At 47.3% G+C, this 13030-nt stretch carries 10 protein-coding genes and 1 other RNA gene; all 11 read left to right on the top strand.

What is annotated here, in order from left to right:
- The first annotated feature begins 274 nt into the window (after nucleotides 1-274).
- The 11 genes from ACDE64_RS00465 (at nucleotide 275) to ACDE64_RS00515 (ending at nucleotide 12979) form a co-directional block, all read left to right on the top strand.
- Nucleotides 275-688: a DUF1934 domain-containing protein gene (locus tag ACDE64_RS00465; protein WP_411344619.1), complete on the top strand. Its 414-nt coding sequence runs from the start codon at nucleotides 275-277 to the stop codon at nucleotides 686-688.
- Between the two features lie 112 nt (nucleotides 689-800).
- On the top strand, nucleotides 801-2480 hold the full coding sequence (argS, locus tag ACDE64_RS00470) for an arginine--tRNA ligase (RefSeq protein ID WP_411344620.1): 1680 nt from the start codon (nucleotides 801-803) through the stop codon (nucleotides 2478-2480).
- A gap of 237 nt (nucleotides 2481-2717) precedes the next feature.
- A complete protein-coding gene (rpoE, locus tag ACDE64_RS00475; protein ID WP_411344621.1) occupies nucleotides 2718-3284 on the top strand; it encodes a DNA-directed RNA polymerase subunit delta in 567 nt (188 codons plus the stop codon).
- Between the two features lie 463 nt (nucleotides 3285-3747).
- Nucleotides 3748-5349: a CTP synthase gene (locus ACDE64_RS00480; RefSeq protein ID WP_411348639.1), complete on the top strand. Its 1602-nt coding sequence runs from the start codon at nucleotides 3748-3750 to the stop codon at nucleotides 5347-5349.
- 473 nt (nucleotides 5350-5822) lie between these two features.
- The gene (locus tag ACDE64_RS00485) at nucleotides 5823-6203 is read left to right on the top strand and encodes a response regulator (RefSeq protein WP_411344623.1); all 381 of its coding nucleotides are present in this window, start codon (nucleotides 5823-5825) and stop codon (nucleotides 6201-6203) included.
- Between the two features lie 188 nt (nucleotides 6204-6391).
- Nucleotides 6392-7246, top strand: coding sequence for a class II fructose-1,6-bisphosphate aldolase (gene fba, locus ACDE64_RS00490; RefSeq protein WP_411344624.1), 855 nt, complete (start codon nucleotides 6392-6394; stop codon nucleotides 7244-7246).
- A 233-nt stretch (nucleotides 7247-7479) separates the two neighbouring features.
- Nucleotides 7480-8739 (top strand): UDP-N-acetylglucosamine 1-carboxyvinyltransferase, encoded by a 1260-nt coding sequence (locus ACDE64_RS00495; protein WP_411344625.1) that lies wholly within the window; start codon nucleotides 7480-7482, stop codon nucleotides 8737-8739.
- A 232-nt stretch (nucleotides 8740-8971) separates the two neighbouring features.
- On the top strand, nucleotides 8972-10342 hold the full coding sequence (rho, locus tag ACDE64_RS00500; RefSeq protein WP_411344626.1) for a transcription termination factor Rho: 1371 nt from the start codon (nucleotides 8972-8974) through the stop codon (nucleotides 10340-10342).
- 72 nt (nucleotides 10343-10414) lie between these two features.
- Nucleotides 10415-10681, top strand: an RNA gene (gene ffs / locus ACDE64_RS00505) — signal recognition particle sRNA large type.
- Between the two features lie 209 nt (nucleotides 10682-10890).
- The gene (gene dnaX / locus ACDE64_RS00510; protein WP_411348640.1) at nucleotides 10891-12627 is read left to right on the top strand and encodes a DNA polymerase III subunit gamma/tau; all 1737 of its coding nucleotides are present in this window, start codon (nucleotides 10891-10893) and stop codon (nucleotides 12625-12627) included.
- A gap of 40 nt (nucleotides 12628-12667) precedes the next feature.
- Entirely contained in the window at nucleotides 12668-12979 is a 312-nt protein-coding gene (locus ACDE64_RS00515; protein ID WP_411344628.1) for a YbaB/EbfC family nucleoid-associated protein, read from the top strand.
- Nucleotides 12980-13030 lie beyond the last annotated feature (51 nt).

Here is a 13030-nt window from a genome sequence, read left to right on the forward strand (position 1 = left end):
CTGTTGATGATCAACAGCCTATATCCTGCCTGTAATTAACAGACAGCAAGCTCTTAGCCAGTAGCCATCCGTGCCACGCACATGCCTGCTGGCTTTTGCCTTTTATGACATCCTTATCACTTCCATAGGGAACCCGCAACTTTTTCAACGAAAATGCGGCTTTCCTGTTCATAAAATGGTACAATAAAAAGGAGTGCGCTTATTGAATTTGCTATGAATATGTTCTATATTCAACAAGCCAAGTCAGAGAAATGTCCGAAATGGAGCTGGATGTATGACGGAAGCCAATCAGGTGCGACTTACGCTGCGGAGTGAGCAGGACGGCACAAGCAGCACAACCGAAATGATCGGTCAGGTGTTCATGAAGGGCAGTAGCCTGTATGTTCGTTACACCGAACCGCCGCAGCCACCTCAGCCGGAAATCCGTACCACAGTGAAAATTAGCAGCGACGAAATCAAGATTATGCGTCATGGCGGTGTCGAAGCCGAGCAGACTTTCCGTTCGGGAGAGCAGCTGTCCGGATTTTATCGATCGCCTTTTACCCGTTTTGCATTGGAAACGGATACCCGAACCATTCACAATGAATTGGACGGAACGATGGGCAGCATTGCTTGGGAATACGATCTATACGCATACGATCAGCTAAGCGGCAGTTTCAAAGTCAACTTACACATCGAGTTGCTATAGCTATCCCGGTACATGACCCTCAATCATACATGCACAACCTGCCGTGAGGCAGACCCAAGGCAAGTCCGATCGCATGATCTGGTAGTGCCCTATACAGGAGGAACGTTAAACAATGACAGCTAATCCATTGGAACAAAGCCGTAATCTGGTCAGAGAGGCCGTACACGCTGCCGTGCTATCCGCAGGTATCGTTAACGCTGAAGACCTGCCCGAGGTTACGCTTGAAGTGCCAAAAGACAAAAATCACGGCGATCTGGCGACTAACATCGCTATGCAGCTGACGCGTATCGCGAAGAAGAACCCGCGTCAAATCGCTGAAAGTATTATCGAGAATCTGGATTTGAGCAAAGGCGGCATTGAACACGCTGAGATCGCTGGTCCCGGATTTATTAACTTTACACTGAACAAAAGCTATCTGTACCCGGTGATCGAAGCTGTCCACACACTGGGCGACAACTACGGTCGCATCGAACTGGGCAAAGGCAAACGCATCGAAGTCGAATTCGTCAGCGCGAACCCGACTGGCAGTTTGCATCTTGGTCATGCCCGCGGCGCTGCATTTGGCGACTCGCTGTGCAATCTGCTCGACTTCGCTGGTTATGATATGACTCGCGAATACTACATTAACGACGCCGGCAATCAGGTATCCAATCTGAGCTTGTCGATCGAAGCGCGTTATTTGCAAGAGCTGGGTCAAGATGTGCCGATGCCAGAAGATGGCTATCATGGCGAAGATATCAAAGGCTTCGCGCGTGAACTCGTTGCTGAGAAAGGTGACAGTCTGCTGTCCCTGTCCTCCAGCGAACGTTCTGACTTTTTTCGTGAGTACGGTCTAAGCAAAGAACTGGACAAAATCAAACGTGATCTGCAAGCGTTCCGTGTTGGGTTTGATATCTGGTATAGCGAGACTTCCTTGTACGAGACCGGACGTGTACTGGATGCGCTGGATGAACTGCGCGAGCGCGGTCAGATTTTTGAAGAGGAAGGCGCGACTTGGCTACGTACGATGGACTATGGCGATGACAAGAACCGTGTCCTGATCAAAAATGACGGCACCTACACGTACCTGACTCCGGATATCGCGTATCACAAAGATAAATACAACCGCGGCTACGACCGTATGATCAACATCTGGGGCGCCGATCACCACGGTTATATTCCACGGATGAAAGCAGCCATGCAAGCGCTGGGCAACGACCCGGAAAAACTGACTGTACTCATTGCGCAGATGGTCAGCCTGTTCCAAAATGGCGAAAAAGTCAAAATGTCCAAGCGTACCGGTAAAGCGGTAACGATGGAAGATCTGATGAGTGAAGTGGGCGTTGATGCGGTTCGTTATTTCTTCGCCATGCGCAGTATCGATTCGCATCTGGACTTTGATATGGATCTGGCAGTGTCTACGTCCAACGAAAATCCAGTCTTCTATGTACAGTACGCGCACGCGCGGATTTGCAGTATTTTCCGCCAAGCCGAGGAGCAAGGAATCGTATTGCCAGAGCTGTCGCAAATCGACTTTAGTCAATTGACGACCGAGCACGAATATGACCTGCTGCAAAAGCTAGGTGAGCTGCCGAACGAGATCGCGATTGCTGCCGAGAACTTTGCACCGCATCGTCTGATCCGTTATGTGTACGAGCTGGCATCGCTGATGCACAGTTACTACAAAGCGGAACGCACCCTGACCGAAGATCAACCGAAAACGCTGGCGCGTCTGGCACTGCTGGGCAGTGTTCGTACCGTTATCGTCAACGTACTTCGTCTGGTTGGTGTATCCGCACCAGATCGGATGTAATGAGATTCTAATCGTCGTAGAATGCCGATTATTGGCGTTCTGCGGCGATTTCATGTCCCTAATGCCCTGTTTTTTGTAAAAAACTTGATTTTTATAGGCAAATGGGTTTAACTTATCTCAGCATTTTGTATAATGTATCGTATAGTCTGACAACGCCTGTCTCCGTGGACATGATGCAGGATCATCCCGGAGTGAAATACACAGCCTGAAACTGGATCTGAGAGGAAGTGTCCGTAAGTGAGCACACCGCAAGAACTGAAGATCAACCCGGACAAAGTGCATGAGATTCCAATGGTGGATCTGGCCTTTGCCGTTCTGAAAAAAATGAATACTCCGTTGTACTACCGCGACCTGATGAAGGAAGTAGCAGAACTGCGCGGTTATACCGAAGAGCAGATTACGGAATACATCGCTCAACTTTACACCGAGCTGAACATCGACGGTCGTTTTGCATGCGTCGGTACGAACTTGTGGGGTCTGAAACGCTGGTATCCACTGGAACGTGCAGAAGATCCAATCGCGAACGCGAAGCGTCCACGCATCATCAATGACGATAATGACGATGATGATATCGAAGACGATGAGTTTAACAATGACGATAGCGCCGACAACGCGGACGAAGACGATGAAGTCGAAGAAGATAACTACGACGACGTGGACGAAAACGATGATGACGACGATATCTATTCTGATGATGACGAAGATAACGAAGATCTGGTCATCGAAGATGAAGACGACGATGAGGAAGAAGACGAAGAAGAAGAGGAATACAACGACGCTGAGGAAGAAGAAGACGAGCGTTAATATTCCAAAAGCCTGCCCGGTGATCCGGACAGGCTTTTTCTTTGGGTATGCAGTTTGATATGCAAGTATAATGTATCGTTTGTGCTGTTTTGCAAAATAGTTACAGCAGCAAATTCGCTGATAACGGTTTCAAATGACACCGCGACAATCTTTCTTCGATATGTCTTGACACGCAATATAGAGACAGAGTAAACTATTGCATGGGCTTATGAATTAAACCTATAAACACACATATATCCAGCGTTTCTCAGCTGAATTAATAAAAGTGCCCCGTCGCTACGGGTGTCACTTTTTTTGTTTTTTATGAGTGATTTCCCCTGTGCATTTTGTATAAACAGCGTGCAAAAACGGCGCATCCGGTCATCTTTTCGAGAGGCTGTCCTGATGATTGCTGTGCTTGCAAGCTGCTCTTTATACATCGTGCGGTGTTTGCATTTCTGGATCATAACTAGGAGGTAATATTGTGACAAAGTATATTTTCGTAACAGGTGGCGTCGTATCGTCCCTCGGCAAAGGGATTACGGCTGCATCGCTGGGCAGACTGCTCAAAAACAGAGGTTTGAAAGTAACGATCCAGAAATTCGATCCTTACATCAACGTGGACCCTGGAACGATGAGTCCATACCAGCACGGTGAAGTATTCGTAACCGACGATGGTGCCGAGACGGATCTCGATCTGGGTCACTATGAGCGTTTCATCGATATCAACCTGTCCAAGAACAGCAATGTAACAACAGGTAAAGTGTACTCCTCCGTAATTAGCAAAGAGCGTCGTGGTGAATATCTGGGCGGAACCGTACAGGTAATCCCGCATATTACGAATGAGATCAAAGAACGCGTGTTCCGCGCAGGTCGCGAATCCAACTCCGATGTCGTTATTACTGAGATCGGTGGTACAGTAGGCGATATCGAGAGTCTGCCATTCCTGGAAGCAATTCGTCAGATCAAAAACGATGTCGGTCGCGATAACGTCATGTATATCCACGTTACCCTGATTCCTTACATCAAAGCTGCCGGTGAAGTAAAAACAAAACCGACCCAACATAGTGTAAAAGAATTGCGCAGTATCGGTATTCAGCCAAACGTGATCGTGTGCCGCACCGAATACGAACTGTCGGAAGATATGAAATCCAAAATCGCTATGTTCTGCGATATTGATGCCAATGCTGTTGTGGAATGCCGCGATGCGTCTTCCTTGTACGAAGTTCCGCTGAACCTGCGTGACGAAGGTTTGGACGAAATCGTTGTGAAGCATCTCAAGCTGGACAGCCCTGCGCCAGATATGAGTGAATGGGAGCAATTGCTCGGTCGCATTCAGAATCTGGAGAAAACAGTTGAAATCGCAATTGTTGGTAAATATGTAGCCTTGCATGATGCGTACTTGAGTGTCGTTGAATCATTGTCCCATGCCGGTTACCACGCTAACGCCGATGTGAAACTGCGCTGGGTAGATGCAGAAGAATTAACAGACGAGAACGTAGCTGACAAGCTGAGCGGTCTCGGCGGTATCCTCGTTCCGGGTGGTTTTGGCGATCGCGGTATCGAAGGCAAAATCAGTGCCATCCGTTATGCGCGTGAGCACAATGTTCCTTACTTCGGTATTTGCCTTGGTATGCAAGTAGCTGTGATTGAATATGCGCGTGCACTTGCAAGCCTGGACGGTGCGAACAGCTCTGAGATTAACCCGGCTACACCGTATCCAGTCATCGACCTGCTGCCAGAGCAGAAGGATATCGAAGATCTGGGCGGTACGATGCGTCTGGGACTGTATCCGTGCAAACTGCAACCAGGTTCCCTGGCAATGGAATGCTATGGTGAAGAGCTGGTATACGAGCGTCACCGTCATCGGTATGAGTTCAACAACCAGTACCGCGAGCAAATTGAGAAAGCCGGCATGAAAATCTCCGGTACCTCTCCTGATGGCAGACTGGTGGAGATCGTGGAAGTCCCTAATCATCCATGGTTCTTGGCAGTACAATTCCATCCGGAATTCATTTCTCGTCCGAACCGTCCACAACCGCTGTTCCGTGAGTTTGTGAAAGCTTCTATCGCTCACCAAGGATAACAGCGTCGGGTTTACGATTATACGTTTAAATTGCATTTTGCGCAACCATCCGTTTCCTGTAGTAGGAAATGGGTGGTTTTTTGCATATAAAGACCGTGTAGTATTCATCATGAATACCGTATCATTGGTACATAAATCATTGTATGCTATAGATGTAGAAACACATCAGACATCGATTGTCGAATATACACAATCTGCCTTGTGATACCTAGCGTTTCACCTGTTTTTCGTCTACTCCATCACCGGCAACGAAATGATCGGATTTTTCGACAAGATGCAGGATTTATACGATAAACAGCGAATCCTATAGATTATGTTATTGTAAGAAATGTCTGGTGACTTCTAACGGATAATGTAAGTTTATTACGTTTCGTTTTGGGCACCGGATAACCACCTGTAGTTCGTCATCGTTCTGAATAGCAGCAGTTATGCAAATCGGAATACGTCAGCATAGAAGAAGGGAAAGGTGACAGATGGAACAGAAGAAGATATTGATTGTGGATGATCAGACTGGTATTCGGATTTTGCTGATGGAGTTGTTCGGTAATGAAGGATACGAGATGTTCCAGGCAGCCAATGGCAAAGCGGCGCTGGAAGTCGTAGAGCAAGATTCCCCCGATCTCGTACTGCTGGATATGAAGATTCCCGGCATGGATGGATTGGAGATTTTGCGTCATATCAAGGCGACTCATCCACATATTTATGTGATTATGATGACCGCCTACGGAGAACTGGACATTATCCAGAAAGCCAAAGAACTTGGTGCATTGAGCCATTTCACCAAGCCATTTGATATCGATGAAATGCGTCAAGCTGTTGATCGCTGTTTGCGCGGTAGCAGCGTAGATCAATAAGGAAAGAACGGGCGGCATTTTGCCGTCTGCTTTGTTATGCAAATCGTTGTTATTTCCATGAAAATCGCCATAGATCTGTGCAAATTGTTTGTTTAGTATTTGAAGTGGGTTGTGTTATAATAAGCACGTATGCAGTAGCGGCTTACACATTATGGGACATACCCAACACTTTTGAGGAGGATGTCATTATGCCATTAGTATCTATGACAGACATGTTGAACAAAGCACTTGAAGGAAAGTATGCTGTTGGTCAATACAACATTAACAACCTGGAGTGGACACAAGCGATTCTGGCGGCAGCGGAAGAAGAAAAATCCCCAGTTATTCTCGGTGTGTCTGAAGGCGCAGCACGTCACATGGGCGGATTCACTACTGTTGTCAAAATGGTAGAAGGTTTGTTGCATGACCTGAAAATCACTGTACCTGTTGCTATTCACCTGGACCACGGTTCTAGCTTTGACAAATGTAAAGAAGCAATCGATGCAGGCTTCACTTCCGTTATGATAGACGGTTCCCACCATCCGATCGACGAGAACATCGAAATGACCAAAAAAGTCGTTGAATACGCACACGCTAAAGGCGTTTCCGTAGAGGCTGAAGTAGGTACAGTTGGTGGTCAAGAAGACGACGTAATCGGCGGCATCATGTACGCTGACCTGCAAGAATGTGTACGCATCGTCAAAGAAACAGGTATCGACACACTGGCACCAGCACTTGGTTCCGTACACGGTCCTTACCACGGCGAGCCTAACCTGGGCTTCAAAGAAATGGAAGAAATTCGTGACGCAGTTAGCCTGCCACTCGTACTGCACGGTGGTACTGGTATTCCGAAACACGATATCGACAAAGCCATTTCTCTGGGTACATCCAAAATCAACGTAAACACTGAAAACCAGATCTCTTTCGCCAAAAAAGTTCGTGAAGTACTGGCTGAAAAACCGGATGCTTACGATCCACGTACATTCATCGCTCCAGGTCGTGAAGCGATCAAACAAACCGTTATCGGCAAAATTCGCGAGTTCGGTACAAGCAACAAAGCATAATTCGCTTTTTGGTTAGGCATAGTGTATATTACAGTATGCAGAAGTTAAAACAGCAGCATTTACCGTAATGATCGTAACTTTTATATACAATATGCGTTTAATTGAATAGGTTGAATTTGGGAAGTACACCGCGCTGACGGTGTCTTTCCATTTTAACCGCTAATTTCACTGTAACATGCAAACACAACCGTCGTTTTATCGGCTGCAAAACACGTAGGGGGATACTAAGCTTTATGGAAAAATTGATGATCAGCGGCGGAAGTCCGTTGCAGGGAACTATCACCATCAGTGGTGCAAAAAACAGTGCCATTGCGCTTATTCCTGCGGCATTGCTCGCCGAATCCGAAGTTGTGCTCGATAACCTGCCGCTTCTGAGTGATGTAGCAGTTTATGCAGAGATTCTGGAAAATCTCGGTGCACAGGTAAAATGGAATGAAGCGGATAACGAAATGCGCATTGATCCAAGCAGCGTCAGATCTATTCCGATGCCTAACGGACCTGTCAAAAAATTAAGAGCATCCTACTATATGATGGGTGCATTACTTGGACGTTTTGGAGAAGCCACGATTGGCTTGCCGGGCGGTTGTAACTTTGAACCCCGGCCGATTGATCAACATATCAAAGGCTTTGAAGCGCTTGGCGCTACTGTAACGAACGAACACGGCGCTATTCATCTGTATGCCAAAGAATTGCGCGGTGCCAAAATCTATCTGGACGTAGCCAGTGTCGGTGCGACCATCAACATTATGCTGGCGGCTGCAAGAGCCAAAGGCCATACGATTATCGAAAATGCGGCTAAAGAGCCTGAGATTATAGATGTAGCAACATTACTGAATGCCATGGGCGCCGTCATCAAAGGTGCTGGTACAGAGACGATCCGTATTGAGGGCGTTTCCGAGATGCATGGCTGCAAACATTCCATTATTCCTGACCGTATTCAGGCAGGTACGTATATGATTGCCGCAGCAGCAACACGCGGTGATGTGATTATTGATAATGTAATTCCGAAGCATCTGGAGGCGGTTACTGCCAAGTTACTGGAGATGGGTGTACATGTAGATGAACTAGACGAAGGCATTCGTGTCCTCGGCAAGTCTTCGTATACACATGTAGACGTCAAAGCACTCACCTATCCAGGCTTTGCAACGGATCTGCAATCACCAATGACCAGTTTGCTCACGCAAGCACAGGGTGTCAGCGTATTAAGCGACTTTGTGTACAGTAGCCGATTCAAGCATGTACCCGAACTCGTACGTATGGGCGCTAAGATTAAAGTGGAAGGTCGTTCCGCTATTATCGAAGGTGGAGAACTGAACGCTGCCAAAGTAAAAGCGATGGATCTGCGCGCCGGCGCTGCACTCGTCATTGCTGGTTTGACCGTACCGGAAGGTGTTACCGAAGTATCAGGCGTCGAGTTTATTGACCGCGGATATGACCATCTGGTAGACAACCTGCGTCATTTGGGCGCGAACGTATGGAGAGAGATGCTGTAAATTTGATGTGCAACCCGCAACAATGAATGTCCCTCTTACCCGGGAGGAGAGCTCTTTTGTATTTTCTGGAATACATACCTCTTGAATATCTCCTCCCCACAACGGGTAATGCTATCCTAAATGAATGGATTTGAAATCTGTCCACTCCCTTTGATTCAACCTTCTGAACATTCCCTATATCTTCTTTATGTTCTTTTAATATACCGACTAAAATTGAATAGGTGGTTATTTTATGGATTTACAAATTGCTGATCTGGAAGAAATGAAGCTAACGGATCTATACAAGTTAGCGAAACAATACCAGATTCCTTATTATGGACAGCTCAAGAAAAAAGAGCTTATTTTTGCTATTTTGCGTGCACAAGCAGAGAAGAGCGGACTGATGTTTATGCACGGCGTACTGGAGATTTTACCAGAAGGCTACGGCTTCCTTCGCCCGATCAACTACCTGCCTAGCGCTGAAGATATTTACATTTCCGCATCCCAGATTCGCAAATTCGATCTGCGTACCGGCGATCTTGTATCCGGCAAATGCAGAGCACCCAAAGAGAACGAACGTTACTTCGGTTTGCTTCAGGTCAATGCAGTGAACGGCACTAGCCCGGAACAGGCGGCAGAACGACTGCACTTCCCAGCTCTTACACCCCTCTATCCACAAAAGAAACTCGTACTGGAAACAGCTCCCAACAAACTATCTACTCGGATTATGGATGTATTGGCTCCTGTCGGATTGGGACAGCGCGGTCTGATCGTAGCACCTCCCAAAGCAGGTAAAACCCTGTTACTCAAAGAAATTGCTAACAGCATTTCGACAAACAACCCGGAAATTGACCTGTTTGTGCTGTTGATCGACGAACGCCCGGAAGAAGTAACCGATATGCAGCGCTCCGTCAAAGGCGAAGTGATTGCTTCCACATTTGACGAATTGCCGGAAAATCATATCAAAGTAGCGGAACTTGTACTGGAACGTGCACTACGTCTAGTTGAGCACAAAAAAGACGTCGTTATCCTGCTGGATAGCATCACCCGTCTTGCGCGCGCTTATAATCTCGTAATCCCGCCATCTGGGCGCACACTCAGTGGTGGTATTGATCCCGCAGCGTTCCATCGTCCGAAGCGCTTTTTCGGTTCGGCACGTAATGTGGAAGAGGGCGGAAGTCTGACTATTCTGGCGACTGCATTGATCGATACCGGTTCAAGGATGGACGATATCATTTATGAAGAGTTCAAAGGAACAGGTAATATGGAACTGCATCTGGATCGCAAATTGTCCGAGCGTCGTATTTTCCCGGCAATCGATATTCGCCGCTCCGGTACACGTCGCGAAGAAGATTTGCTAGCAAAAGAAGAGCTGGATACTATCTGGCATATTCGCAAAAATATGAACGAAACGCCTGACTTTGTTGAAGGCTTCCTCAAAAAGCTGCGCAATTCCAAAACAAACGAGGAATTCCTCGCTTCCTTCGATACGACAGAAGATAACCGCAGCAATGGATCAGGCAACAACTCTAACAAAAAATCATCTACCGGTTCCAGTAGTAGCTCCAATAACAACGGTCGCCGTACGACTCGCTCCACAGCAACATCGGCTACCACCAACTGATTTTCCAATCACAGCTGTACGATTCAGATACCGGTTGCAAAGTGAAGTTGCGTAAAGTATAATAATGTAATGCCGTGCTAGATGGGGAGGTAGCGGTGCCCTGTAACTCGCAATCCGCTATAGCGAGATTGAATTCCTGTCATAGGTATTGTCGATGTGAGGCAGGTATCTGAGCGCAGTGTTGACGGATGGGTCCTTCGCAAGGGACACCTGTGAATCTGGTCAGGTCCGGAAGGAAGCAGCCATAAGCAGTTTCGTTCTTGTGCCGAGGGAGCGCCTATCCCGAGCTGTTGCTCAGAAGAACCGTTTGGATCGCAATTATCGAAGACAGGTGCACGGTATATAATACAGCTTATTCAAAACACCTTTTGCATGTAGCAACAGGTGTTTTTTGTATGTAAAATAAGTCGTTGCTGGTTTTGTTGATGGTGGATTTATAGTATAATTGAAGGTAGGATATTTGCTTTTGACCTACATTTTCAGACAACATGAATCCGGTAGAAATCCAGCCGGAATAAAGCAATCCATAGCGAAAGGAAGGTAAGCAAGTGGAACATATCGCACTTTATCGTGCTTGGCGGCCGCAGTCGTTTCAGGACATGGTAGGACAGCAGCATATCATTCAGACACTGCAAAATGCCATTCGGGAAGAGCGTATATCACATGCGTACCTGTTTAATGGACCAAGAGGAACAGGGAAAACGTCAGCTGCCAAAATACTGGCAAAGGCGATCAACTGTGAAAAAGGCCCTTCTGTTGAACCTTGTAATGAGTGTGAAACTTGCAAACGGATCACGTCGGGCAATATTATGGACGTGTTGGAGATCGACGCTGCATCCAACCGAGGCGTAGAAGAGATCCGTGATTTGCGGGAAAAGGTAAAATATGCGCCTACTGAAGTACGGCGTAAAGTATACATTATTGACGAAGTCCACATGCTCACGACGGAAGCGTTCAATGCGCTGCTGAAAACGCTGGAAGAGCCGCCGGGGCATGTGGTCTTTATACTGGCAACAACCGAGCCGCATCGCTTACCGGCAACGATCATTTCACGCTGTCAGCGTTTTGATTTTCGGCGTGTATCGCTTCAAGAACAGACGCAGCGACTGCAACTCATTGCGGGTCAGGAAGGTTTGGAAGCGGATCAGGATGCGCTCGAATATATCGCTCGATTGTCCGATGGTGGGATGCGTGACGCATTGAGCATACTGGATCAGGTATCTGCTTATACGGAAGGCAAGATCACCTATCCTCAGGTACTACAAATGACCGGAGGTATCGCTTCTGAGCAGTTTGCTGAACTAGCTACTGCTTTGCAGCAGGGGGATGTTGGACAAGTATTGCAGATTGTAGAGTCTTTTATGCAAGCAGGCAAAAGCGCTGACAAGTGTATGGAGAATCTACTTTACTATTTCCGTGATGTGCTTATGATCAAGATGATTCCGCAAGCGGCTGATTTGACGGAACGTATGTTGAATCCGGATAACTTCCGCGAAACGGCATCGGCATTCAGTCGGGAGCAATTGTTTGCGATCATTGATACGCTGAACCACTATCAGACCGAGATGAAGTATGCAACCCAGCCACAAATGCTGTTCGAAGTAGCACTGCTCAAATTGAGCGGCATTGCTGATTCCAGTAGTGCGGCAGCAGTTGGGACATCCTCTTCGCCTGCTTCCACCTCTCCAGCAGACGCTGGCGAGATCCGACAGCTCAAACAACAACTGGCTGCACTGGAACAGAAATTGGAAAAGGCGATCAAAGCTGGTGTTGGCAGTGGAGATGCCGGTGGAGGTGCAGCAGCCAATGCTGGACGCCGTGCCCCAACGCCCCGTATTTCTTCCGCTGCCAAAATCCCGTCGCAAATGAATCATTATGTGGCGAACCGCAGCCATGAGAACTTTACCAAAGTCTCTGGCTCATGGAGCAAAGTGCTACAGCGCGTAAAAGAAGTGAAAGTAACCATTCATGCGTGGTTTGTTAACTGTGAGCCAGTATCCATTCATGAAGACGCCATTCTGGTTGCCTTCAAGCATGACATGCACCGCGAGACGATCGAAAAAGCGGCAAACCGCGAAGTAATCGAATCCGTATTGCAGGAAGTATTGGGAGGTTCGTACCGTCTCATTACGATGATGCAAAAAGATTGGATGGATGCGATTGAAGGAACAAGCGAGCAGCCTGGCGAAGAATTGAAGCTGGAACATGAAGAAGAACAGGGTGACGCTCTGATCGATGAAGCAATCCAGCTGTTTGGCGAAGAACTTGTGGTAATCAAAGAATAATCATACACTACAACCAAATAACATTGAGGAGATGATCGTAATGGGTAACATGAACCAGATGATGAAACAGGTAAAAAAAATGCAGGAACAAATGCTGAAAGCGCAGGAAGAACTGGGCGACAAAACCGTTGAAGGTACATCTGGCGGCGGTGTTGTATCTGTTGAAGTCAACGGTCACAAAAAAGTACTGGCAATCAATATCAAACCAGAAGCAGTAGATCCAGACGATGTTGAAATGCTGCAAGATCTGATCATGGCAGCCGTTAACGATGCAATGACCAAAGCCGAAGAACTCGCGAACCAGGATATGGGCAAATTTACAGGCGGAATGAAGATTCCAGGCCTGTTCTAAAATAACAGATCGGCATTCGCCAAGATGACCGGTCTCAAAGGAGATCGCTGT

The organism is Paenibacillus sp. WLX2291, assembly GCF_046603665.1.
GTDB lineage: Bacteria > Bacillota > Bacilli > Paenibacillales > Paenibacillaceae > Saccharibacillus.